Origin of the sequence: Frigoribacterium sp. CFBP9030, assembly GCF_034045195.1 — a bacterium.
Classification (GTDB): domain Bacteria; phylum Actinomycetota; class Actinomycetes; order Actinomycetales; family Microbacteriaceae; genus Frigoribacterium.
In genome coordinates this window covers 21537-44758 of sequence record NZ_JAXCWG010000008.1, presented here as the reverse complement: position 1 = coordinate 44758, position 23222 = coordinate 21537, and the positions used below count along the sequence as shown (strand labels likewise).

The 23222-nt window shown below is 69.9% G+C and carries 28 protein-coding genes; 11 read left to right on the top strand and 17 right to left on the bottom strand.

Annotation, left to right across the window (positions count from 1 at the left end; all coding sequences use genetic code 11):
• Position 1: 1 nt before the first annotated feature.
• Positions 2-559: a GNAT family N-acetyltransferase gene (locus tag SOM13_RS10240; RefSeq protein ID WP_320479644.1), complete on the bottom strand. Its 558-nt coding sequence runs from the start codon at positions 557-559 to the stop codon at positions 2-4.
• A gap of 367 nt (positions 560-926) precedes the next feature.
• Between SOM13_RS10240 and SOM13_RS10235 the strand changes: the two genes are divergently transcribed.
• The 4 genes from SOM13_RS10235 to SOM13_RS10220 all read left to right on the top strand — a co-directional run bounded on the left by SOM13_RS10235 (position 927) and on the right by SOM13_RS10220 (position 3452).
• Complete coding sequence (locus tag SOM13_RS10235; protein ID WP_320478382.1) at positions 927-1223, top strand: YrhK family protein; 297 nt, start codon at positions 927-929, stop codon at positions 1221-1223.
• 139 nt (positions 1224-1362) lie between these two features.
• A complete protein-coding gene (locus tag SOM13_RS10230; protein WP_320479643.1) occupies positions 1363-2184 on the top strand; it encodes an ornithine carbamoyltransferase in 822 nt (273 codons plus the stop codon).
• Positions 2185-2224: 40 nt separating this feature from the next.
• On the top strand, positions 2225-2629 hold the full coding sequence (locus SOM13_RS10225; RefSeq protein WP_320479642.1) for a hypothetical protein: 405 nt from the start codon (positions 2225-2227) through the stop codon (positions 2627-2629).
• Positions 2630-2759: 130 nt separating this feature from the next.
• Positions 2760-3452, top strand: coding sequence for an HAD family hydrolase (locus tag SOM13_RS10220; protein ID WP_320479641.1), 693 nt, complete (start codon positions 2760-2762; stop codon positions 3450-3452).
• A 726-nt stretch (positions 3453-4178) separates the two neighbouring features.
• Here SOM13_RS10220 and SOM13_RS10215 read toward each other — a convergent pair.
• From SOM13_RS10215 to SOM13_RS10190, 6 genes are all read right to left on the bottom strand, one after another.
• The gene (locus SOM13_RS10215; RefSeq protein WP_320479700.1) at positions 4179-4919 is read right to left on the bottom strand and encodes an NADPH-dependent F420 reductase; all 741 of its coding nucleotides are present in this window, start codon (positions 4917-4919) and stop codon (positions 4179-4181) included.
• Between the two features lie 21 nt (positions 4920-4940).
• Positions 4941-5555: a helix-turn-helix domain-containing protein gene (locus tag SOM13_RS10210; RefSeq protein ID WP_320479640.1), complete on the bottom strand. Its 615-nt coding sequence runs from the start codon at positions 5553-5555 to the stop codon at positions 4941-4943.
• 157 nt (positions 5556-5712) lie between these two features.
• Entirely contained in the window at positions 5713-6738 is a 1026-nt protein-coding gene (locus tag SOM13_RS10205; RefSeq protein WP_320479639.1) for an LD-carboxypeptidase, read from the bottom strand.
• A gap of 152 nt (positions 6739-6890) precedes the next feature.
• On the bottom strand, positions 6891-7193 hold the full coding sequence (locus tag SOM13_RS10200; protein ID WP_320479638.1) for a putative quinol monooxygenase: 303 nt from the start codon (positions 7191-7193) through the stop codon (positions 6891-6893).
• Between the two features lie 20 nt (positions 7194-7213).
• Positions 7214-7513 (bottom strand): transcriptional regulator, encoded by a 300-nt coding sequence (locus SOM13_RS10195; RefSeq protein ID WP_320479637.1) that lies wholly within the window; start codon positions 7511-7513, stop codon positions 7214-7216.
• Positions 7510-7953, bottom strand: a complete 444-nt coding sequence (locus SOM13_RS10190) for a chemotaxis protein CheY (RefSeq protein ID WP_320479636.1) — start codon at positions 7951-7953, stop codon at positions 7510-7512. Before SOM13_RS10190 ends, SOM13_RS10195 begins: the two co-directional genes overlap by 4 nt.
• Positions 7954-8142: 189 nt before the next feature.
• On the opposite strand from SOM13_RS10190, the gene SOM13_RS10185 reads away from it, so the two are divergent.
• The 5 genes from SOM13_RS10185 to kdpC are packed head-to-tail and all read left to right on the top strand — an operon-like array spanning position 8143 to position 12834.
• Positions 8143-8283 (top strand): hypothetical protein, encoded by a 141-nt coding sequence (locus SOM13_RS10185; RefSeq protein WP_192059384.1) that lies wholly within the window; start codon positions 8143-8145, stop codon positions 8281-8283.
• Positions 8280-8369, top strand: a complete 90-nt coding sequence (gene kdpF, locus SOM13_RS10180) for a K(+)-transporting ATPase subunit F (protein ID WP_071257733.1) — start codon at positions 8280-8282, stop codon at positions 8367-8369. Before SOM13_RS10185 ends, kdpF begins: the two co-directional genes overlap by 4 nt.
• The gene (kdpA, locus tag SOM13_RS10175; protein WP_320479635.1) at positions 8369-10042 is read left to right on the top strand and encodes a potassium-transporting ATPase subunit KdpA; all 1674 of its coding nucleotides are present in this window, start codon (positions 8369-8371) and stop codon (positions 10040-10042) included. The genes kdpF and kdpA overlap by 1 nt, the downstream gene beginning before the upstream one ends.
• Positions 10043-10044: 2 nt before the next feature.
• Positions 10045-12201, top strand: coding sequence for a potassium-transporting ATPase subunit KdpB (gene kdpB / locus SOM13_RS10170; RefSeq protein ID WP_320479634.1), 2157 nt, complete (start codon positions 10045-10047; stop codon positions 12199-12201).
• A gap of 27 nt (positions 12202-12228) precedes the next feature.
• Entirely contained in the window at positions 12229-12834 is a 606-nt protein-coding gene (gene kdpC / locus SOM13_RS10165) for a potassium-transporting ATPase subunit KdpC (protein WP_320479633.1), read from the top strand.
• A gap of 151 nt (positions 12835-12985) precedes the next feature.
• On the opposite strand, the gene SOM13_RS10160 is transcribed toward kdpC, so the two are convergent.
• The gene (locus SOM13_RS10160; protein ID WP_243214372.1) at positions 12986-13933 is read right to left on the bottom strand and encodes a nuclear transport factor 2 family protein; all 948 of its coding nucleotides are present in this window, start codon (positions 13931-13933) and stop codon (positions 12986-12988) included.
• A gap of 90 nt (positions 13934-14023) precedes the next feature.
• Here SOM13_RS10160 and SOM13_RS10155 point away from each other — a divergent pair, with 90 nt between their 5' ends.
• On the top strand, positions 14024-14416 hold the full coding sequence (locus SOM13_RS10155; RefSeq protein ID WP_320479632.1) for a helix-turn-helix domain-containing protein: 393 nt from the start codon (positions 14024-14026) through the stop codon (positions 14414-14416).
• 19 nt (positions 14417-14435) lie between these two features.
• Here the strand turns inward: SOM13_RS10155 and SOM13_RS10150 are convergent, their stop codons facing one another.
• Both SOM13_RS10150 and SOM13_RS10145 read right to left on the bottom strand, forming a co-directional pair.
• Entirely contained in the window at positions 14436-15371 is a 936-nt protein-coding gene (locus tag SOM13_RS10150) for an SDR family NAD(P)-dependent oxidoreductase (RefSeq protein WP_320479631.1), read from the bottom strand.
• Positions 15368-16165, bottom strand: a complete 798-nt coding sequence (locus SOM13_RS10145) for an SDR family NAD(P)-dependent oxidoreductase (protein WP_192059397.1) — start codon at positions 16163-16165, stop codon at positions 15368-15370. Before SOM13_RS10145 ends, SOM13_RS10150 begins: the two co-directional genes overlap by 4 nt.
• 55 nt (positions 16166-16220) lie before the next feature.
• Here SOM13_RS10145 and SOM13_RS10140 point away from each other — a divergent pair, with 55 nt between their 5' ends.
• Complete coding sequence (locus SOM13_RS10140; protein ID WP_192059399.1) at positions 16221-16826, top strand: TetR/AcrR family transcriptional regulator; 606 nt, start codon at positions 16221-16223, stop codon at positions 16824-16826.
• A gap of 73 nt (positions 16827-16899) precedes the next feature.
• Here the strand turns inward: SOM13_RS10140 and SOM13_RS10135 are convergent, their stop codons facing one another.
• From SOM13_RS10135 to SOM13_RS10105, 7 genes are all read right to left on the bottom strand, one after another.
• On the bottom strand, positions 16900-17400 hold the full coding sequence (locus tag SOM13_RS10135; protein WP_320479630.1) for a GNAT family N-acetyltransferase: 501 nt from the start codon (positions 17398-17400) through the stop codon (positions 16900-16902).
• A 144-nt stretch (positions 17401-17544) separates the two neighbouring features.
• Positions 17545-18021 (bottom strand): GNAT family N-acetyltransferase, encoded by a 477-nt coding sequence (locus SOM13_RS10130; RefSeq protein WP_320479629.1) that lies wholly within the window; start codon positions 18019-18021, stop codon positions 17545-17547.
• Between the two features lie 65 nt (positions 18022-18086).
• Positions 18087-19421, bottom strand: coding sequence for an MFS transporter (locus SOM13_RS10125; protein ID WP_320479628.1), 1335 nt, complete (start codon positions 19419-19421; stop codon positions 18087-18089).
• Positions 19422-19487: 66 nt separating this feature from the next.
• A complete protein-coding gene (locus SOM13_RS10120) occupies positions 19488-19949 on the bottom strand; it encodes an RpiB/LacA/LacB family sugar-phosphate isomerase (RefSeq protein WP_320479627.1) in 462 nt (153 codons plus the stop codon).
• Positions 19946-20887 (bottom strand): ribokinase, encoded by a 942-nt coding sequence (locus SOM13_RS10115; RefSeq protein ID WP_320479626.1) that lies wholly within the window; start codon positions 20885-20887, stop codon positions 19946-19948. The genes SOM13_RS10120 and SOM13_RS10115 overlap by 4 nt, the downstream gene beginning before the upstream one ends.
• Positions 20884-21876, bottom strand: coding sequence for a LacI family DNA-binding transcriptional regulator (locus tag SOM13_RS10110; RefSeq protein ID WP_320479625.1), 993 nt, complete (start codon positions 21874-21876; stop codon positions 20884-20886). The genes SOM13_RS10115 and SOM13_RS10110 overlap by 4 nt, the downstream gene beginning before the upstream one ends.
• 277 nt (positions 21877-22153) lie before the next feature.
• A complete protein-coding gene (locus SOM13_RS10105) occupies positions 22154-23203 on the bottom strand; it encodes a LacI family DNA-binding transcriptional regulator (RefSeq protein ID WP_320479624.1) in 1050 nt (349 codons plus the stop codon).
• Positions 23204-23222: the final 19 nt, after the last annotated feature.

Here is a 23222-nt window from a genome sequence, read left to right as displayed (position 1 = left end):
TCTAGGAGGCGAAGAGGCGGAGTGCATCCTCGCTGAGCGGGCGGTCTGCGAAGAGGAGCCGTACCGCATCCGGGTCGGGGTTCCCCTCGTCCGGGCCGCGCCACACGAGCTCGAGGCCCGCCCGCTGGGCCGCACGACGCGATCCCTCGTTGTGCTCGAGGAGGGACGCGACCATCGGCAGGTCGCGCCCCGTCGCGGACACCGCCTGTCGAGCCGCTGCGACGATCTCCTGCGCGTAGCCCCGGCCCCACGCCGATGGAGCCAGCCGGTAGTAGATGTTCCAGGCGAGGCCCCCGCGGAGGCTGGGGCCGCCCATGCCGACCAGCGCGCCCGTCGCCGTGTCCCGCGCGACCCAGACATCGACGCCGTTGACCTCCCATCCCGCCAGGTACCGATCGACCAGTTCGCGTGTCTGGGACGGCTCGGTGTGGCGTGCGGACGGGAGGTGCCTCCAGACCTCCGGGTCGGCGTGCAGGGCGTGGAGTTCCGGCAGATCTCGATCGGTCGGGCGGGAGAGCGTCAGACGCTCGGTCAGCGTCGCCTGGATCGGGTGGGTCATGTCCACCATTCTCCCGTGCGTCGTCGATCAGGAGTCAGTCGCCGCGGATCCGACGCTCATCGAGGTCTGGCCGAAATGCGAGACGGGCGCACGCCAGGGTCGACAGCGCAAAGTGCATGCGTTGTAATAGATCTCGGTAAGCGCGCTGGTTACGCGCCAGGAATGGCCCGATTTCGGGATCGGCCATCCGCCCTCGACCGGCTACCGCGGCGATTCTGATCCTCGTCGCGTCGGCCGTCTGTCGATGTCGAGGGCGGGGCCGGCTTCGCGCACCCCTGCGCGGCGGCCCCGCCTGAAAGCACCGAAACCCGGATCTCCGCCCCTTTGCGCCACGACCGTGGCCGGGGGCTGGTGGTTCCATGGAGCGATGGCACCCGACTCAGACTCCGACGGCCGGACCGTGAGCTTCTCCATCGGACGAGACGAGATCGTGATCCGACACAAGTACGAAGTCGTGAGCATCGTCAACGACATCATGGTCGCGGCCTGGTTCGTGGTGGGCAGCATCCTCTTCTTCTCCGAGTCCACCACCATCACGGGTACGTGGCTTTTCCTGCTCGGCAGCATCCAGCTGATGATCCGACCCCTCATCAGACTCGCTCGTCGCATCCATCTGCAGCGTTCCGGCAGCGGCGCACCCGGAGACAGCGGACAGGATTTCTGACCTGCGACGGTCTGACGCATCCGACGGCCTGGCGCCTCCGACGGTTCCGCTCTGGACTCGTTGCCAGGTGCGCCCGGTGCCGTCCGGAGTGGCCGGTGCCGATGTCACCCGATGACCGGGCGGTCTCTACGGTGGTGGCATGCGTTCTCTCACCAAGCTCGACGAGTGGTCTGCGGCAGACGTCCTCCAGGTGTTCGCTCTGGCGGATGCGTACAGCGAGGGCCGTGGGCCGGTCAAGGAGGGGGCGGCGGTCATGTTCTTCCCGCCGAGCAGTCTGCGGACGAGAGTCACGTTCGAGCGCGGGGCCTCGCTGATGGGGCTCCAGCCGATCGTTCTCCCCGACACCACGCTCGACAAGCCGGAGGCTCCGGCCGATGTCGCCCGGTATCTGGACGCCTGGGTCGACATCATCGTGGCTCGGCACCCCGACCTCTCCGTCATCGAGGGCCTGGCGGTGGCTCACTCGCTGCCCGTCGTGAACGCGATGACCGACGTCAACCACCCCTGCGAGGTGCTCTCCGACCTGTACTCGCTGCGCCGCAGGGGCGACATCTCAGAGCTCCGCTTCCTCTTCGTCGGCGCCGACGGCAACATCTCCAGGGCATGGCAGGAGGCCGCGAGGGTGCTGCAGCTGGATCTCATCCAGTGCTGCCCGGCTGAGCTCGCGACCCCGGGCGCTCTCTGGACGGATGACCTGGAATCGGCCATCAGATCAGCGGACGTCGTCCTCACCGACGGTCCCGGCCCTCACGCCGAGCTCCTCGAGCCCTATCGGGTCACTGGGGCCCTTCTCGACCTCGCGCCGGCAGGGGTCCGCTTCGCTCCGTGCCCGCCGTTCGTACGCGGCCGCGAGGTGAGTGCCGACGCCGTGTCGCACGCGGCCTTCGTCGGTCACGCGTTCAAGACCCCGCTCCTCCCTGTGCAGCAGGCGATCATGGCGTTCTGCCTCGACCTCGGATGACGACGAGCCCCTGTAGTCGATCGATTGAGACAATGTCGGCATGGGGACCTTCGTGCTTCGACTCCTGGCGATCGCGGCATCCGGGCTGGCCGCGACATGGCTCGCGACGGGCGCCGAACAGATCTGCCCGGCGATCTACCCAGCACCTGAATCGTGCAGAGCCGGCGCGCGCATCGCCCCCGCCACAGTCGGGGCCTTCATCATCCTCGCGTTTCTCGCCCTCACCATCGTTCTCGTCGGGCATAAGAACGAACGTGCGATAAGCGTCGTGGCGGTCACGCTCTTCGGACTGAGCTGCTCTGTCGTACCGCTCTGGACGCTCTTCGCGAGCGGATTCGCGGCTGACGAGCGCGTCCTCATCATCGCGTCACTCGTCCTCCTCGTCGTGACGATGACCGTCGCGACGGGGCTCGCCCTCCGAAGAGGGCGAAAGGAGCGCGCCTGATAGCCCGGCAATGAGGCGTCTCGTGCACCGACCGTGGCCGGGATCAGCCCGGTTCCGTCACAAAGCCGATCTCGTCTCCGTCCAGATCTCGAAGCTCGAAGAACCCGACGGCCGCTTCTAGACTGGCGCGGTGACGCCAGTGGATGCGGTCTGCTTCGACCTCGACGGCACGTTGTTCGATCACCAGGGCTCGGCACGTGCAGCGGTGGTCCGCTTCCTCCACTCACTCGACGTGGTCGCGTCGGAATCGACGATCGCGAGCTGGTTCGCCGCCGAAGAGGAGCACTACGAACGCTGGCGGTCGGGTGAGATCAGCTTCTCGGAGCAGCGCCGTCGGCGGTTGCGCTCGGTCCTCACGCCACTCGGGGTCGACGTCCCTCCCGGTGATGTCGAGATCGACGAGCTGTTCAGCGGATACCTGCGGGCGTACGAGTCGGCTTGGCGGGCATTTCCCGATGCGCTGCCCCTCCTTCGGAGCCTTCGCGCGTCCGGTCACCGCATCGGATTGCTGACGAACGGGACGGAGGCTCAGCAGCTGGCGAAGCTCCGGCGGACAGGTCTCTTCGACGCCTTCGACGTCGTCTGCACGTCGGAGCGCATCGGCTTCGCGAAGCCCGACGCGCGGGCCTTCGCAGTTCTCGCCTCTGAACTGGGGGTTGAGCCGGCGGCGTGCCTCTTCGTCGGCGACGATCCGGTGAAGGACGCCGACGGAGCCAGGGCAGCGGGGATGCAGACGCTTCTGATCGCCGACCACCGGCGCCGTGGGCTCCCGATCGGTGAGCTCATCGCGTCCTCGATCGCAGCATCCGAGGGCGCCCGATAGGGAGTGCCCTGCGGACGCGAGGCTACGGACAGGGCTGTACGGCGCTCGATCGCACCGGGTACCGTGTGGCGCTCACCGTCGAGAGGAACCGCATGTCGTCATCGCGTCCGTCCCGCAGGGGCCGGCTCACCGTCCGGTCTCTCCGAGCCGCAGCGGCTGCCGTGGCGGCCGTCGTGGCGGGGCTCTTGGCCGCGTGCACGACGAGCGACGACGACGCAGGGGCGAGCTCCCCGCCGACGAGCACTGCTTCTGCGTCTCCGTCTCCAGGCGGTTCCGAGGCTCCCGCGGACGGGGCGGAAGCGGATCTGGGCGAGCTGCCGCTGCCTCGCGAAGACATCTCCGACTGGGCGGCCAGTGCACTCCCCGCACCAGGTGCAGCAGGGCGGCTGGTGAATCAGAGTGGCTGGCTCAGCGACGGCACCTCGTCTCAGCTGACCGTGTCCGCACCCGAGGAGCCCGCTGGGCGATACGCGGTCGATGTGGCGTGCCTGGGTAGCGGGACGATCACGGTCCGCCTGCAGGAACCCGAGGACCCCGCGGCTCCCGGCTCCCCGGATGCGACATGCTCGGACGAGACGATCAGCTTCGAATACGACAGCACCCCGGACGCACCGCGTGTCAGTCTCGGCCTCTCCGGTGACCCGACCGTCTACGCCGTGGCCATCGCTCCCGTCGAGGGGTGACCGCTGCTGCACGGACACCGATCCGCCACGGAATCAGTCCGAGTCAGAACTGACGTGCGGCGACGTCCGGCCGCGTCGACGCGGCCAGCAGCTCACGGAGGCGGTCCGCGGTGACGGGGGCCCCAGGATCGGACAGATAGTCCGCAATGAACCCATCGAGGTCGGCGGCGTAGATGGGCGTGTACGCCCCCGACTCGGGCTCTGCTCGCCACGATTCGGCCAGCGTCCCCCCGTCGACCGGCTCGAAGCCCAGGTCGTCGACGATCGCCGAGACCCGCTTCTTGGCATGATCCTCGTCGCCGTAGACCGCGAGGGCGGTGCGGGGAGTGGAGTGGGCCAGGGCGGGGATGTGGTGGAACAGGATGTTGTTGAAGGCCTTGGTCACGACGGCCCCGGGCAGCAGCTCGCGCTCCAACTCGGCGGTGTTGACCTCGAGCGAATCGAGGCGCGCGATCCGGCCGTCCCGGTGCGGGTAGTAGTTGCCCGTCGAGAGGACGGTCCTGCCGGAGAACGCCTCGCCAGGGAGCGCCTCATACGCGCCGAGTGGCACGGCCAGGACCGGCACCTCGCCGAACTCGATGGCTTCGCGGCTGTCGCCGGCCTGCGCCTGGGTACCTAGTTCGTCGATCAGGCCACGCAGCGACTCCGGGCCTCGTGAGTTCGCGATCAGCACCTCGTAGCCGGCGGCGACGGCCAACCGGGCGATGCCGCTTCCGATGGCTCCGCTGCCGATGATTCCGATGCGCTTCATGTCTATCTCCTTCGTGTCGTGGTCGGTGCTGATGATGGGCAGGCGAACGTGCTGTCAGTCGCGGGGTCGCGCGGGCCGAGGAGGTTCCGGCGCCGCCCATCCCGTCCGTGTCAGAGCGGAGAGCGCCGCAGCCGAGGCATGGTCGGCGAGAGCGGCACCCTGCACCCAGCTCGTCGCCAGTGCGGCGAGGAACAGGTCACGTGGGCGGATGTCGCTGCGCGCCAGACCATCTCGTTGGGCCGCCTCGAGGAACTCCGCCGTGGTCGTCACGAACCCCTCGCAGGTCGTGGCGAGGGGCGATGCACTCGTCGTGGTCGCCTCCCGCAGAGGTTCAGGGAGGCCCTCGAACGCCCCAGCCCACATGACGACGGCTCCGAGCCAGCCGTCGAGCGCCTCGGCGGTGCTGACGGACGCAGTTCGCAGGCGCTCGCGTCGAGCTATCAGCTCCTCGTCGCGGCCGGCCAGCAAAGCGGCCAGCAGTGCTTCGCGAGTCGGGAAATGACGGTAGAGCGTGCCCGCGCCGACACCTGCCTGCTTCGCGATCGCGTCCAGTGAGCCGCTGACTCCGTGCTCGGCGAAGTGCCTCTCGGCCGTCCCCAGGATGAGATCCCGGTTGCGTCGTGCATCAGCTCTGGGCGCACGGGCCCTCGTGCCCACGTCTTCGACCATGGAGATCCTCTGCTCTGACCGGAGACCTTCTCCGCATAGATCAGGAGACTATCTCCGTTTGCTGAGAATGCAAAGGATCCACTCCGAAGAGTGCCGCCGGCGCATGATCGGAAGGGGTCGTCTCCGGCCGACAGGTAGGTGATCGTCGACCGACGCGTCAGGCTGTCAGGTGCTGCGTGATGCTGCCCTGCCCGTCGACGAGGGCGACGTCGGCGAGAGCGCCGTTGACCAACGGCATCTGCGGGGGCTGATGGCCGGTGTCGAAATCGAGGATGACGGGGATGTCGACGTCTCCCAGCGCTCGTCGCACGGCATCTTCCTGACTCAGTTCCGAGCTGTCCGGGCCGTTCGTGCGCCCGATCAAGACGCCCTCGGCGGCGTCGAACCATCCGGCCAGCCGAAGGGATCGGAGCATGCGCAGGACGGCGACCGAGTCGGAGCCCGCGGCCTCCAGGTAGACGAGGGTTCCTTCGGGGGCGTGTTCGAGGGCGAAACGGGGCACGTCTCCATAGTGTGTGCCCGCCAAGAGCGACACGGTCTCGAGGCATCCGCCGATGAGTCGCCCGCTCATGCTGACGTCATCCTCACCGTCGAGCGTGCGCCATCTGGTCGGGGTCTCGTACGCGCTGTCTCGATCGAGGGGCTCTTCGCTCCAGGCGGCCCAGGGGCGCGAGCGGCGACGCGGTGCGCTGCGTTGCTCGAACGAGCTCCCGGCCGGCATGCTCGCGACGTCCGTCCAGCGGTGGAACTCCGTCGGCGACTCCCATGGCTCGTCCATGAGGTTCGCACCGTGCATCGTCGCCAGCCCGGTGAGGGTGGTCAACGGCAGGAGCAGGGTGGAGATGTCCGACCAGCCGACGAACCAGGTCCGGGTCGACGCGAGGGCCGCCCAGTCGATGCCGTCGAGCAGCTCGACGGCCAGTTCACCTCCCCAGGGAGGCAGCACCGCGTCGCCGGAGCGGAACGAGTCGTGGAGGTCCATGATGCGATCGCCAGCGGAGGCGGGAACGAGTCCGCCGATGGTGGCGTGATCCCGGACGTGCACATCGAGACCGCGGTCGGTCAGCGAGGCCACCGCTGCACGGAGACGCTCGTGGAGTTCGTCAGGGACCCCCATCGAAGGAGCGGGCACTTCGATGCGTCCTCCCGGACGGAGCGGCGTGGGGTACGTGATGCCGGCCATCCGTCGACGCTAGCAAGGCGAAGAACGGATTCGGCGTCACGGCAGGTTCCGGAGCGAGCTCACGATGGCGCGGGCTCTTCAGAGTCGGCAGCCGGCGCCCGCGCCCGCGCCCCGCCCGACGGCCGAGCGGGGAGCGGGGAGCGTACGCCGATCTAGTCGCGGAGGGGTGATCCCACGACGGTGAAGCGGTGACCGCCGAAGGTGCCGTCGAGCAGGGGGCGGGCTCTGGCGATCGCGTCCTGCACCTGGGGGAGGGCGAGGGAGGCGCGGTGCGCCTCCGCCGAGTCCCAGAGCTCGACGACGAAGACGGTGTCGGGCTGATCGTCGTCCACCCCGACCTCGTAGGCCTGGCATCCGGCGCCCGTGAGGCTCTCGTTGCGTTCGGTGAGGAGGGCGACGAGTTCGTCGCGCTTTCCGGGTGCGGCCCCGAGGGTGCCCACGTTCACGAAGGTCATGTCGCGAGGCTATCGCGGGCTCAGCCGGCGGCGATCTCGCGCAACGTCGCCAGGTGGGCCGACCACGCCGTGCGGCCCTCGGCTGTGAGCTTGAGGGAGGTCCGTGGTCGCTTGCCGACGAACCCCTTCTTGACCTGCACGTAGCCGGCCGTCTCGAGCACGCTGACCTGCTTGCTGAGCGTCGAGTCGCTGACCTGCACGGCATCGCGGAGGTCGGCGAAGTCGAGCTGGTCCGCTGCCGCGAGGGCCGCTGTCATCGAGAAGCGCACCGGCTGGTGCAGGGTGTCCGACAGCCGGAGGCGCGGGTGCTGCTCGCTCATCGCCGAGCCGCCTTCGCCTCGTACGTCGCCGCACCCACGGAGAGTGCGAGCAGCGCGAGGGCGAGCAGGCTCGAGGCCAGCAGCGCCTCGCCCTGGGAGGTCGAGACGACGAGCATCGCGACGAGGTAGACCGCGAAGATGACGCCCAAGTAGAGGCCCCATCGTCGCCCGAACCCGTTCTTGTGCGAGCGGAGGAACGCGAGCTGGAACGTGATGATCACCGCGATCCAGACGACGAGAGCGAGCATCGCGATCAGGTAGTTCGTGCCGGAGGTGAGACCCATGGCGAGGGTGCCGAGCGACAGGGTCGACCCGAGGGCCAGCAGCACGGCGACAGCGGGCCAGCTGGCGGTCGAGGTCGCCTGACGGCCGGTCGCATCGGCGTCGGCGAGGAGGCGGCGGGCCTCGTCGGGTGTGGGGAGGGATGTGCTGTTCGTCATGGTGCTGATCCTCTCTGGGTGGGTGTTCGTGTTCTCATCATAGAAAGTACTTTCCAACGTTGCAAGTACTTTCTTACGAGACCGCGACGCTGTCCGGCCGTGTGGTCTCCGTGAGGAACACCTGTTTTCGCGTGAGGAACCCGTAAGGGCCGTCCGAGACGGACGTATCCCGGTGTCTACTGACTCGCTGTGCCCACGACGGGCACCGGGTCCTGGTGGCCCGTCGATCCTTCTCTTGGAGTCGTAGTGCTCGACATCGTGTACGTGCTCGCCGTCATCGCTGTGTTCGCAGTGGTGTCCCTCGTGGCGAAGGGGGTCGAGAAGCTGTGATCGTCTTCAGCATCGGTGCGGCCGTACTGGCCGTCGCCGCGCTCGCCTACCTCGTGTACGCGCTCGTGAAGCCCGAGCGGTTCTGATGGACACCCTCTTCGGCATCCTCCAGATCCTGACCGTCGTCGTCGTCCTGGTCGTCGTGTACCGCCCCCTCGGTGACTACATGGCCCGCCTCTTCACCACCGCGAAGGACTCTCGCGTCGAACGCGGCTTCTACCGCCTGATCGGCGTCGACTCCGCCTCCGAGCAGACGTGGCCCGCCTACCTGCGCGGTGTCCTCGCCTTCTCGCTGGTCGGCGTGCTCTTCGTCTACGCGATCCAGCGCCTCCAGGCGTTCCTGCCGTACTCGCTCGGCTTCCCCGCCGTGCCCGAGGGGCTGTCCTTCAACACCGCCGCCTCCTTCGTCACGAACACCAACTGGCAGTCGTACTCGCCCGACACGACCCTCGGGTACGCGGTCCAGCTCGGTGGTCTCGCGGTCCAGAACTTCGTCTCGGCGGCCGTCGGCATCGTGGTCGCCGTGGCCGTCATCCGCGGGCTCGCCCGCGCGAAGAGCGGCACGCTCGGCAACTTCTGGGTCGACCTGACCCGCACGCTCGTCCGTCTCCTGCTTCCCCTGGCCGTCGTCGCGGCCGTCGTGCTCGTCGCGGGCGGGGTCGTCCAGAACTTCGCCGGGTTCACCGACGTCACGACCCTGACCGGGGGGACCGCGACGATCCCCGGCGGGCCGGTCGCCTCGCAGGAGGCGATCAAGATGCTCGGCACGAACGGCGGCGGCTTCTTCAACGCCAACAGCTCGCACCCCTTCGAGAACCCCGCGCCCTGGACGAGCGTGTTCGAGATCCTGATGATGCTCGTCATCCCGTTCTCGCTGCCGCGCACCTTCGGCCGCATGGTCGGCTCGACGAAGCAGGGCGTCGCGATCGCGGCGGTCATGACGACGATCTTCGCCGTCTCGCTCAGCGCCATGACCTGGTTCGAGCTCCGCGGTGCCGGCACCGCGACCCAGCTCGCCGGCGGCGCGATGGAGGGGAAGGAGGCGCGGTTCGGCATCTGGGGGTCGACCCTCTTCGGTTCCACCTCGACCCTCACCTCGACCGGTGCCGTCAACTCGATGCACGACTCGTACACGGCGCTCGGCGGCATGATGCCGATGATCAACATGATGCTCGGCGAGATCGCCCCCGGCGGCGTCGGATCGGGTCTCTACGGGATGCTCGTGCTCGCCGTCATCACGGTGTTCATCGCGGGTCTGCTCGTCGGCCGCACGCCGGAGTACCTCGGCAAGAAGATCGGGCCGCGCGAGATCAAGCTCGCCAGCCTGTACATCCTCGTCACGCCGACCATCGTGCTCGCCTTCACCGCGCTGAGCTTCGCGATCCCCGCGGTGCGCGCCGACGTCGAGGGCACGTCGATCTGGAACCCCGGCCTGCACGGCTTCAGCGAGGTCCTCTACGCCTTCACCTCGGCCGCGAACAACAACGGCTCGGCCTTCGCCGGTCTCACCGCGAACACCCCCTGGTTCAACACGACCCTCGGCGTCGCCATGCTGCTCGGCCGGTTCCTGCCGATCGTGCTCGTGCTCGCCCTCGCCGGCTCCTTCGCCGCGCAGGACAGGATCCCCGCCACCGCCGGGACCCTCCCCACCCACCGCCCGCAGTTCGTGGGCCTGCTCACCGGCGTCTCCGTGATCATCACCGCGCTGACCTACTTCCCCGTCCTCGCACTGGGACCGCTCGCTGAAGGGCTGCAGTAACCATGTCCACCATCACCGACACACCCGCCACCGTCGATCACGACCAGGAGGCTGCTCCGACGGACCGCGGCGGCGCCTTCAGCGCCGCCCAGCTCGTCGCGGCGCTGCCCGGCGCCCTGCGCAAGCTGGACCCCCGCGAGATGTGGCACAACCCGGTCATGTTCATCGTCGAGGTGGGCGCCGCCTACACGACGATCCTCGCGATCGCGGGTCTGTTCACCGGTCCGCAGTCCTCCGGCGGGTCGCCCGTCCCCGGCTCCTTCACCTGGGCCATCGCGATCTGGCTCTGGCTGACCGTCGTCTTCGCCAACCTCGCCGAGTCCGTCGCCGAGGGGCGCGGCAAGGCGCAGGCCGAGACTCTCAAGGCGACCCGCACCAGCACCACCGCCCAGCGCGTCCTCTCGTACGACGCGACGTCCGACGCCGGTGCCGAGCGCGCCTCCTCGGAGTCCGTGTCATCCGCCGACCTCACGCTCGGCGACACGGTCGTCGTGACCGCCGGCGAGCTGATCCCGGGCGACGGCGACATCGTCTGGGGCATCGCCAGCGTCGACGAGTCGGCGATCACGGGCGAGTCCGCCCCGGTGATCCGCGAGTCGGGCGGCGACCGCAGCGCCGTCACCGGCGGCACCCGCGTGCTGTCCGACCGGGTCGTCGTGCGCATCACGAGCAAGCCGGGCGAGACCTTCGTCGACCGGATGATCCGCCTCGTCGAGGGCGCCTCCCGACAGAAGACGCCCAACGAGATCGCGCTGAACATCCTGCTCGCGAGCCTCTCGATCGTCTTCGTCGTCGTGACCCTGACGCTGAACCCGATCGCCGGGTACAGCGACGCCTCCGTCAGCATCCCGGTGCTGATCGCCCTGCTGGTCTGCCTCATCCCGACGACGATCGGCGCGCTGCTGAGCGCGATCGGCATCGCCGGCATGGACCGCCTCGTGCAGCGCAACGTGCTCGCCATGTCGGGGCGCGCGGTCGAGGCCGCAGGCGACGTGACGACGCTGCTGCTCGACAAGACCGGCACCATCACCTACGGCAACCGGCAGGCCGCCGAGTTCACGCCCCTCGACGGCATCGCGCGGGCCGAGCTCGTCGACGCCGCGGCGCGGTCCTCCCTCGCCGACCCGACGCCCGAGGGCAAGTCGATCGTCGACCTCGCCCTGACGACGGGCTGGCTCGATGCCGGCGACCAGCAGGGGGAGATCGTGCCGTTCACCGCGCAGACCCGGATGTCGGGGCTCGATCTGCCCGACGGCACCCGGATCCGCAAGGGCGCCGGCAACTCGATCATCTCGTGGGTCGAGGAGGATCGCCGCCTCGCCTCGAGCGAGCACGACGAGCTCCAGGCCCGCATCGACGAGATCTCGAACGCCGGCGGCACGCCGCTGGTGGTCGCGATGAAGACGACCACGGCCGATGCCCGGGTGCTCGGCGTGGTCCACCTGAAGGACGTCGTCAAGACCGGGCTGCGCGAGCGCTTCGCCGAGCTGCGGTCCATGGGCATCCGCACCGTGATGATCACGGGCGACAACCCGCTCACGGCCAAGGCGATCGCGGCCGAGGCCGGTGTCGACGACTACCTCGCCGAGGCCACCCCCGAGGACAAGCTCGCGCTGATCCGCCGGGAGCAGGAAGGAGGCGCGCTCGTCGCCATGACCGGCGACGGCACCAACGACGCCCCCGCGCTGGCCCAGGCCGACGTCGGCGTCGCCATGAACACCGGCACGTCGGCCGCCAAGGAGGCCGGCAACATGGTCGACCTCGACAGCGACCCGACGAAGCTGATCGACATCGTCCGGATCGGCAAGCAGCTGCTCATCACCCGCGGCGCCCTCACCACGTTCTCGATCGCCAACGACATCGCGAAGTACTTCGCGATAATCCCGGCCATGTTCGCCGGGGTGTTCCCCGGGCTCGGGCTGCTCAACCTCATGCAGCTCAGCTCGCCGGCCTCCGCGATCCTGTCGGCGATCGTCTTCAACGCGCTGGTCATCGTCGTGCTCATCCCGCTCGCCCTGCGGGGCGTGAAGTACCGCGCAGCGTCGGCCTCGTCGATCCTGTCGCGCAACCTCCTCGTCTACGGACTCGGCGGCGTCGTCGCCCCGTTCGTCGGCATCAAGCTCATCGACCTCGTCGTCAGCGTCATCCCCGGCTTCTAGCCGGCGACCGGAACCGGGAAAGAGACCATGAACACACGCACCCTCCTCCGCCAGCACGGCGTCGCCCTCCGCGCGATGCTCGTCTTCACCCTCGTGCTCGGCGTGGCCTACACGGCCGTCATCACCGGCGTCGGACAGCTCGCCCTCGGCGGCAAGGCGGACGGATCCGCCGTCGCCCTCGACGGCGAGACCGTCGGCTCCTCCCTGATCGGGCAGTCGTTCACCGACGCCGACGGGGCCGCCCTGCCGGAGTGGTTCCAGTCACGACCATCCGCAGCGGGAGACGGCTACGACGCCTCCGCCTCGAGCGGCAGCAACTACGGACCCGAGAACGAGGACCTCATCGCCGCGATCGACGAACGCCGTGCCGCGATCGCCGAGAGCGACGGCGTCGCCCCGGAGGACGTCCCCGTCGACGCGCTCACCGCCTCCTCGTCCGGGCTCGACCCGCACATCAGCCCGGAGTACGCGCGCATCCAGATCGATCGCGTCGCCGCAGCGCGCGACCTGCCCGTGGCGGACGTCGAGGCCCTCGTGGCGGAGCACACCCGGGGCCGCGACCTCGGCTACCTCGGCGAGCCCACCGTGAACGTGCTCGAGCTGAACACGGCTCTGGCCGCGACGTCACGCTGACGCCGTCGAGCGGAGCGGCTCCGTCGAGCGGAGCGGCTCCGTCGAGCGGGGCGATGCCGGGTGCCGCCCGGTGCCGCCCCGAAAGGCGATCCCGCCGCCTGCGACCCCGCCGACGACGACTTCGCTGCTCGGGGTGGCGGCCGTCCGGCCGCTAGCTGGTGGGGACCACATCCCAGTGCTCGCGGATGAGGCCGCCGTCGACGCGGAACAGGTCGGCTGCGAGCAGCGGGTCGCCGGGCTTCGCGCCGACCGCCTGGGAGAAGGTCCAGACGATGTCGCCGTCGGAGAGCGAGATGACGGACTGCTGCGCCGGGAACTGCGCACCGCTGCCGAACAGCTGCTTCAGCGCTGCCGTCCCGTTCGGAGCGACCGGGTTGTGCTGCAGGTACGCGGGGTCGAAGGCCCGGTCGAGGATCGAGGCGTCCTGGTCGCGGAACAGCGTGTCGTACGCCGACACCGCGAGGATGCGGTTGCGTTCCTCCTGACGTTCCGACGGTGCGGCGGTCGGACGTGCCGGCCGGTACAGATCGCTGAACATTGTGTTCGTGTTCCCGCTCGCCGGTGTGCCGGTCGGAACGGGCTGCTCGAGCGACCAGTGCTCGACGATCCGGCCGTGCTGGAGGCGGAACAGATCGACGGCGGCGTCACCGCTCCGTTCGTCGCGGGGGTCCGACGTGATCTGCCAGTGCACCGCGACGAGGTCGCCGTCGGCTGCGACGCGCTTGATCACCGCCTGGGCACCGGGAACGCGAGCGCGGTCCGCCGCGAACCGGGCCAGGAGTCCTTCGGGCCCCGCGGCGGTCCCTGCTCCGCGTGCGACCGCGCTCGGCGAGACGAACCGAGCCGCGAGCTGCTGGGAGGACCTGCTGTCGGGGTCGCCGAAGGTCTTCGTGAGGAGCATCCGCACGGTGCAGGCGTTGCGCTGTTCGGTGCGGGTGTCCGCACGGTCTGCGGCGACCGTCACGCTCGCCTCCGGTCGGTCGCCGGGAGCAGCTGCTGCCGGTGTGGCGACGCCGACTCCGGTGAGGAGGGCGACTCCGGCGAGGACGGCCGTGCCGCGGGCGAGGCGGGCACGACGGGCGGTGGAGATGGTGGGCACGAGTACTCCTTCGATGGTGAGCGATCGGGATCGCAGCATCGCAGAGAACTCTCCCCAGCGGAGGTACGCACTTTTTTGTAAGTTGCTTACATGGATGTCGGAATCGTGGAAACGCCTGCACCGCCCGCGCACGGTCGGGACGCCCCGGCGCGCTTCCCTGCGGCGTGTCCTTCGCGAGTCGTGCTCACACATGTCACGAGCCGGTGGGGAGTGCTCGTGCTCCTGGCGCTCGAGCAGGGCGGCATGCGGTGGGGCGAACTGCGGCGCACGATCGAGGGGATCAGCGAGAAGATGCTCGCCTCCACCTTGCGGACGCTGGAGCACGACGGGATCGTGAACCGGGTCGCCCAGCCCACGATCCCGCCCCGGGTGGACTACTCGCTCACCGAGAGCGGCGCCGAACTGGCCGCGCGACTCGTCCCCCTCATGGACTGGATCGTCGAGCACGCCGACACGATCGTCGATCGATCCTCCGTCGACTGACACCCGCCGCCACCGATCTCTAGCCGATCAAGGCCTCGGACTCCGACCAGAGGCGCCGGGCCGCGTCGGGGTCGAGGGCGTGACGCACGACGCCGTGGATCCCGTCGACGATGTCGTCGACGACGTCCGCCGGGCCGCAGTCCTCCCAGTACGCCGGGGCGCCGACACCGAGCTCCGCTCGAGTGGCGACGAACACCGACGTCGCGGCGCCCTGCTCGACCGTCTTGACGCCGTCGGAGTAGCGGACCTTCATCTCGGCCAGAACCGCGGGGTCCCAGTGGCGTTGCAGCCCGGTCCAGATCCCCCCGGGCATCACCGCCGCGGCCGTTATGCCGTCGTCGCGCCACCTGCGCGTGGCCTCGATGCCGAAGAGCACGTTCGCCGTCTTGGACTGCCCGTAGGCCAGCCCCGAGTCGTACGGGGTGCGGCGGAAGTGCATGTCGTCGAAGCGGATCCCGCTCGCACCGTGGCCGCTCGACGACAAGGAGACGATGCGCGCTCCGTCGGCGCTGGCCAGCGGCCCGTGAAGACCAGTCGCCAGGGCGAAGTGCCCGAGGTGGTTGACGCCGAAGTGCCATTCGTGCCCCCTGGCGGTGCGCCGCTCGGGGACGTGCATGACGCCGGCGTTGGCCACCAGCAGGTGCAGAGGCCCCGACCAGGCCCCGGACAACCGCTTCACGGAGTCGAGGTCGGCGAGATCGAGCTCCAGCACGCGGAGGTCCGCTGCTGGGTTCCGTGCCCTGATCTCGTCGGCCGTGCTCCGGCCGGCCTCGACATCACGGACCGCGAGGACGACCGTGGCACCGGCCTCGGCGAGAGCCCGCACCGTCTCGACGCCGATGCCCGAGCTGGCGCCGGTGACCAGGGCGTTCCGCCCGTGCAGATCGATCCCCTCGATCACGTCGTGGGCGGTCGAGGACTCCCCGAACCTCGGGCTGGCCGGGTCGACGGTCATGCGAGTCGAGTCGCGGTGATGCCGCCGTCGACGTCGACGGTGCTGCCGTGCACGAACACCGCCTCGTCCGAGACGAGCCAGCGCACCGCGAAGGCGACGTCGACGGGGCGGACGGGTCGGCCCGCGACGGTGCCCGCCGTCATCGCCGCGAGGACGTCGGCGCTCTCGGCGTTGCCGGGTGTGCTCGTCGCGCCGGGGGCCACGGTCGTGACGCCCACGCCGGAGGGTCCGAACTCGGCCGACCAGGTGCGGGTCATCTGTTCGAGGGCGGCCTTCGAGGCGGTGTAGGCGGCGCCGAAGGGGACCCCGACGCGAGACATCCACGAGCCGATGTTGACGATCGCACCTCCGCCGCGCGCGACCATCGCGGGGGCGAGGGCGGCGACGAGGATGTGCGGCGCACGGACGTTGACCGCCAGCACGGCGTCGAGATCGGCGTCGGCGAGGTCGGCGGTGGGGCCCGCGGGGTAGATGCCGGCGTTGTTGACGATGACGTCGACGCGCCCGCCGAGAGCGGACTCGGCTTCTGCGGCGATGCGGCGCACCTCCGACGCGCTTCCGCCGAGGTCGCCGACGACGGCGTGGGCGCGCCCGCCCGCATCGGTGATGACGCGCACGACGGCGTCGGCGCGGTCGGCATCGCGCCCGTTCACGACGACCTCGGCTCCGGAGGCGGCGAGCACGCGGGCGATCGCCTCGCCGATGCCGCTGGTCGAGCCGGTGACCAGGGCGGTCCTGCCGGCGAGGCGGGAATCGACGGCCAGGGTCTGTAGTTCTTCTTCATTGGACTTCATGGTCCATTACTAGCACACGAATGGACTGAATGGTCCAAGAGAGTAGGATCGCCGAGTGGACGAGACGAAGCTCACCGAGCGCGGCAGGGCGACCCGGCAACGGATCATCGAGGCGACGGGGGAGCAGATCCTCGCATCGGGCATCGGCGGGACGACCCTCGACACCGTCCGGGCCGCGACGCTGACGAGCAAGAGTCAGCTGTTCCACTACTTCCCCGGCGGCAAAGCCGAGCTGGTGCGCGAGGTCGCGGCGTGGGAGGGCGCCCAGCTGCTCGAAGCGCAGCAGCCGCACATCGACGACCTCGGCTCGTGGCAGTCGTGGATCGCCTGGCGGCAGGCCCTCGTCGACTACTACCTCGGCCTCGGTCGATGGGCGTGTCCGATCGGATCACTCGCGACGCAGGCGGCCATGACCGACCCCGAGCTCGAACGGGTCATCGCCGAGAGCATGGGCGCGTGGCGCGACCTGCTCGCCGCGGGAGTCCGCAAGATGCAGTCGACGGGTGACGTCGACGCGGACGCCGACCCCGACCGCATCGCCATGGTGATCCTCGCCGCGGTGCAGGGCGGTCTCGTGATGAGTCAGCCGCTGCGCTCGTCCTGGCCGCTCGAGGCGGCACTCGACTCGGCGCTCGACCCGCTGCACCACGTGCGCGTCTGACCTCCGGATCGGCCCGTCCGTCCGGTCGTCCTGCTGCGGCGCGGATGGTCCGGGGATCGCCGCCGAGACGCGTTCACAGCGTCATGCCGAGCACCCTGCGCACGGCGACGGGTCCGCCGTGGTCGTCCTCTCGTCGAGTCATCCCGATCTTCTGCGCGACCCTCTCGGAGGCGGTGTTGTCGGGATGGATGATCGCGACGAGTTCGGTGGCGTCGAGCTCGACACGGGCGAAGTCCCGGCAGGCGGCTGCCGCCTCCGTCGCGTAGCCCCGTCCTTGAAGCGTCGCGCGCACGTGGTAGCCGACTTCGAGCATCGGGACGCCGTTGACGTCCTGCCAGGTCAGCCCGCAGTCGCCGACGAACAGCCCTGCATGCGTCTCGACGATCCAGAGACCGAAGCCGTGCGCGGCGTAGTTGTCCTCGTTCCAGGCGATCCATCGCGCCGCATCGTCGCGACTCTTCGGTGCCGGGTAGAACTCCATGACCCTCGGGTCGCCGAGCAGATCAGCCATGTCGTCGAGGTCGGCTCGGGTCATCTCGCGGAATCGGAGCCGCGCGGAGGGGGCGGGAAGCATCCCCGCACCGTATCGCGCGCGGCGACGATGTCGCGGTGGCCGGAGCTGACCGGACCTGCAGGAGGCGCGGTCCGGGTTCTCCAGGCCCGCGCCTCCTCGTCGATCGTCAGCTCGACACGACGGTCGTCGCCGACGCCTTCAGGCTCAGACGAGGCTCAGCAGCATCGTGTCCGAGTCGCCGTTCCGCCCGACGACCCGGAATCCCGCCCGCTCGTACAGACGTCGTGCGCCGTTGCCGTCCTCGACGCTCAGGCTGATGCCGGGGAGGCCCCGGGCCGACGCCAGGCCGATCAGCTCCGACAGCAGGTCGCGCCCGATGCCCTGGCCACGGAACCCCTGGAAGGTCGTGAGGCTCAGCTCCGGAGTGTCGGCGTCGACGTATCCGTAGCCGGGGTCGTCCTCCGGCAGGAAGACGACCCAGCCGACGGCCCGTGCGATGTCCCCGTCAGAGTCGACGAGCCCGAAGTCGCCTTCTGCGGGGAAGCCCGTGTAGTAATGCGCGATCGCGTCGGCGGCGTCCAGGTCGTCGAAGGTGAACCGGGTCGTGTTCCAGTTCATGTTCGCGAGGGTCGCCTCCCGGAGGAGCGCCCGGTCGGCGTGCGTGAGAGATCGGCGGGTCATGCCTCGACGGTACCGATGTCGCTCATCGCACGGCGACCGGGCCGGGGGTGTCAGGTACGGCGTTCCTATCGCCGCGCATCCTCCTCCGCGAGCTGCGTCGCGACGTGTTCGCGCTGTTCCCGGCCCCAGGTCTCCCGGGTCGTGAGGATGCCCACGAGTCCGATCGCCGCGGCGAGCAGCACGACGAGCGAGGCTCCGGGCCAGCCGAACAGCCCGACCATGAGGGCGGCGATGAAGGGCGCGAACCCGCCGATGGAGGCTGCGATCTGGTATCCGAGCGAGGCCCCCGACGTGCGCGTCGACGTGCCGAACTGCTCGGTGAGGAGCGAGCCCTGCGTACCGGTCAGCGTCGCGTGGATGACGCCGATCCCGATGATGAACGTCAGGATCACCAGCGCCGGTACGGCATCGTTCGTCAGCAGGTACATCGGGAACGCGAACAGCATGGCCGCGATGCTGCCGCCGATGTAGAGCGGCTTGCGCCCGATCCGGTCGGTGATGGCTCCGGCGGTGAACGTCACGAAGATCGCGATGATGCTCGCCGCTGTGATGGCGCCGAGCGCGAGCGGCCGGATGTCGGGGTGCCGCTCCGTCAGGTAGCTGAGCAGGTAGGTGGCGGTCGAGTAGTAGGTGAACGACTCCACGATGCGCAGGGAGACGACCCGGAGGATGCTCTTCCAGTCGTTGCGGATCGCCGACAGGAACGGGTTCTTGACCGTCTCGCCCGAGGCCTTGGCAGCCTCGAACTCGGGGCTCTCGCTGAGGCGCGACCGCACGATGAGGGCCACGATCACGAGCACCGCGCTGAGCAGGAACGGAAGACGCCACTGCCAGTCGCCTTCGAGGCCCGAGCTGATCACGAACATCGCACTGGCGAGCGCGATCCCGAGCGGGTTGCCGGCCTGCGGGATGGCCGAGTACATCCCACGACGGTTCGCCGGGGCGTGCTCGTAGGCCATCGTGATGGCACCGCCCCACTCCGCACCGAAGGCCAGGCCCTGGATCATCCGGATGATGACGAGCAGGATCGGTGCCAGGACGCCGACCGTGGCGTACGTGGGCAGGAGGCCGATCAGGAACGTCGCGCCGCCCATGACGAGCATGGCGGCGACGAGGACGGGTTTGCGACCGAACCTGTCGGCGAAGTATCCGCCCACCGCGCCTCCCAGGGGCCTCATCAGGAATCCGACGGCGAGGGTCGCGAAGCTGAGCAGAGTGCCGATGAACCGGTCGCTCTCGGGGAAGAACACGGCGCCGAAGTACAGGGCCGAGGCGGTGCCGTAGGCGATGAAGTCGTAGTTCTCCACGCTGGTGCCGATGCCGGCGGCGATGGACGTCTTGAGCCGGTCGGGCGACCCGCGGAGGGACGTCCTGGGGGTCGTCTGGGCAGGGTTGCTCATGATGGATCTCCTTTGATCGGGGCGCGCTGCTGCGCGAAGTGCAGGGGGAGGGGCAGGAGGTGCGGGTCAGGGGACCAACGGAGTCGTCCGGTCGTCGAGGGCGTTCAGTTTCGCGACGCGACGTCGGGTGTCGGCGTCGTCGTCGAAGCTGGCGCCGAGGAACGACGCGACGATCTCGTCGACGAAGGCGCGGGGCGTCAGCCAGGCGCCCATCGCGATGGTGTTGGCGTCATCGTGCTCGACGGCCTGGTGCGCCGAGTACGGCTCGTTCGCCAGGCCGCACCGGATGCCGTGGATGGCATTGGCGGCCATGATCGCGCCGGCACCCGTGCCGCAGACGAGGATCGCGCGTTCGGCGCGCCCGTCGAGGACGGGGATGCAGGTCGCGGCGGTGATGTCGGGGAAGTCGACCGGGTCGGTGCTGTCGGTGCCGCAGTCGATGACCTCGTGACCGAGCGCGACGATCGCGTCGTTGACGTGCTGCTTGAACGGGAAGCCGGCGTGGTCGGCGCCGAGGGCGACCTTCATGCGGTGGTCCTTTCGGTGGGTGTGGAGGAGGCTCGGGCGACGACGATCTCGTCGACCTCAGCGCGGGTCGGAATGGATGCGGAGGCGCCCGGCCGGGTGACCGCGAGCGCTCCGGCGGTCAGGGCCGTCGCGAGACGGGAGGCGAACGGCAGGTCGGTGGTCGCGGCCAGGTAGCCGATGAAGGTGTCTCCGGCAGCGGTGGTGTCGACGGGTTCGACGCGGGGGGCGGGGGCGGTGCCCGTGACGCCGTCCACGCGGTGGATCGCGCCGGCCGCGCCGAGCGTGCAGATCACGTCGGCGGAGAGTCGGTCGGCGACGACCCCGATGAGATCGGGCCGGTCCGCCTCGAGCCCGAGCAGCCCGGCGATGGCCGCGAGTTCGTGCTCGTTGACGACCAGGACGTCGATCTCCTCGACGAGCTCGTCGACGCTCGTGGGTGCCGGGGCGGCGTTCCACATGACGGTCGCGCCGGCCGCACGTGCAGCCCGTGCCGCAGCACGTGACGTCTCGATGGGGACTTCGTGCTGCAGGAGCAGGACGTCGCCGGGCAGCATCCGCCCGCACGAGTCCTCGACGACCGAAGGCGGGATGGACTGGTTGGCGCCGGGGACGACGACGATGGAGTTCTCCCCACCGTCGTCGATCAGGATCACGGCATGGCCCGACTCCCGACCCGGCAGGCGGACGACGCCGTCCGTGTCGACGCCCTCCGCGACGAGCGCTTCGACGAGGACGTCGCCGTCCGACCCGACGGCCCCGACCATGCGGACGCGGGCGCCGGCCCGGGCGGCCGCCACCGCCTGATTCGCGCCCTTGCCCCCGAGTCCGGTCTCCAGCGATCTCGCGCCGACGGTCTCGCCCGGCCCCGGCAGCCGGGCCATGCGGATGGCGTCGTCGATGTTGACGCTGCCGACGACGACGATCGTCCGGGCGCTCACGACGACGCTCCGGTCCGGTCGATGAAGTCCGCGGGCACGCGCTGTGATGCCGTCTCGCGGCCCTCGATGAGGTCGACGAGACCGAGCACGCCGAGGCGGCCGATCATCGCAGCGTCGTTCCGAGCTGCGCTGATGGGTGGGGAGGCGAACTCGAACCAGTCGAGGTCGTCGAAGGACACGACCTCGATCCTCGATGCGGCCTCGCTGCCGAGCCGGGCGCGGAGGGCGCGGACGGCCCCGAGCGTGGTCGGACCGTTCGCGCCGAACACGGCGGTGAAGGGCACCTCCCGGTCGAGGAGGCGGTGCATCGCCGCCGAGGCGCCCTCGGCTTGAAAGTCGCCCGCCTCCATGAGCGCTTCCGACGGGTTGATCCCATGCGCCTCGCGCCCCGCGGTATAGGCCGCGAGCCGCTCGGCGCCGGTCGAGATGGACGGCGGACCGCCGATGTAGGCGACATCGGTGTGACCCCGGTCTCGGAGCCAGTCGAGGACTGCTGCGACCCCGGCGGCGTTGTCCGAGCCGAACATCGGCACGTCGAGCCCGTCGACCAGTCGGTTCAGCAGCACGAGGGGGAGTCCGCTCGCTCGCAGCTCGGCGAGCTGCGGCGACAGGCCGCCCTGCGGAGAGAGCAGGAGGCCATCGATGCGCTGCGACGCGAAGGTGCGGAGGTAATCGTCGACGATCGCCTGGTCCTCGTTGGCGTTGGCGAGCAGAAGGGTGTAGCCGAGTCGGCCGGCCTCCTGCTCGGCGGCGTGCGCGAGCTCCGAGAAGAACGGGTTGCGGATGTCCGAGACGACCAGCCCGAGCACATCGGTCTTGGCACGACGCAGCGATCGAGCAGGACCGTTCGCGATGTAGTTCAGCTCGGCGGCCGCGGCGAGCACTCGCGAGCGCGAGTCCGGCGAGGTCTGGCTGCTGCCGCTGAGCACTCGGGAGGCGGTGCCGAGGGCGACGCCGGCACGAGCGGCGACGTCTTTGATGGTGGCCACGATGACACCTTTCTGTGGAAACGTTTCCATAGCGGTAACGCCTTCATCGTCACACGGAATCGGCTCGATCCGCAAGCGGGACCAGGGCGAATCGTGGTCGTCCGCCCGTGGTGGGTTGGGCGTCGCCGTCAGTCAGGCCGCCCATGGGTGCGGCCGAGTTCGCCTGTGGCAACCGGCACCTCAGTGACGCGGTTCCCGAGGAGCCGGCGGTGCCTGCGGAGTACGCCGCTGCCCCGCGCCGAGCTGAACGGCTCAGGCTCTCCCTCGACGGCCGCCCTCACACCTCCGCGCCCGGCCGCTGCAGCGAGCTGCCGCGCACGATCAGGCGGGGCGGCAGTACGACCGTCTCGTGGCGGTGGTCCGTCGGGTCGTCGAGCTCGTCGCGAAGCAGGCGCATGGCCTGCCCGCCCATCTCGACGCCCGGCTGGCCGACCGTCGTCAGCGGCAGTGTCGTGCCCTGCGCGAAGTGGTTGTCGTCGTACCCGGTGATCGACACGTCGTCGGGGATCCGCACGCCGCCGAGCAGCAGCGACTGGACGATGCCGGATGCCAGGGCGTCCGAAGCGGCGACGATGCCGTCGGGCCGGGCCGAGGCGTCCTGCGCCAGGAGGTCGCTTCCGACGGCGAGCCCCGCGCGCACCGTCAGCGCCGCCGTCGTGATCAGCTGCAGCGGCACCCCGGCCTCGCGGGCCGCCGCCGACGCGCCCTCGAAGCGGTGTCGCACGGCGGTCAGATCGAGCGGGCCGCCCACGAAGACGAGCTCACGACGCCCCTGATCGAGGAGGTGCTGCGCGGCCAGGCGACCGCCGAGCACCTCGTCGACCACCACGCCGCAGCTCTCGTCCGCCTCGCCCGGCCAGTTCACGTTCACCACGCGCAGGCCGCGCCGGCGCAGCCGACGTGCCTCGTCCATCGGGCCGTCGAACGGGGCGAGGACGATCCCCGCGGCCTGCGCCTGCTCGAAGAGCTTGAGGTAGCCGGTCTGCTTGTCGAGATCGACGTCGGAGTTCCCCAGCAGCACCGACTGCTGGCCGAGGTCGGCCTCACGCTCGACGCCGCGCGCGATGTCGAGGAAGTACGAGTTGCCCAGGTCGACGGCGACGAACCCGATGAGGGTGCCGCGGCCGGCTGCCAGTGTCCGCGCCGACGTGTTCGGCGTGAACCCGAGCGAGGCGATGGCGTCCTCCACCCTCCGCCGCGTCGCGGGCTTGACCCGGGCCGGGGTGTTGACGACGTTCGAGACCGTCCCCAGCGAGACGCCCGCCAGGCGTGCGACGTCGGCCATCACGGGCGGTCGGCGCTGCGAGGAGGGGGTCGAGGTGGTCATCGTGGCGCCGAGCTTAGCT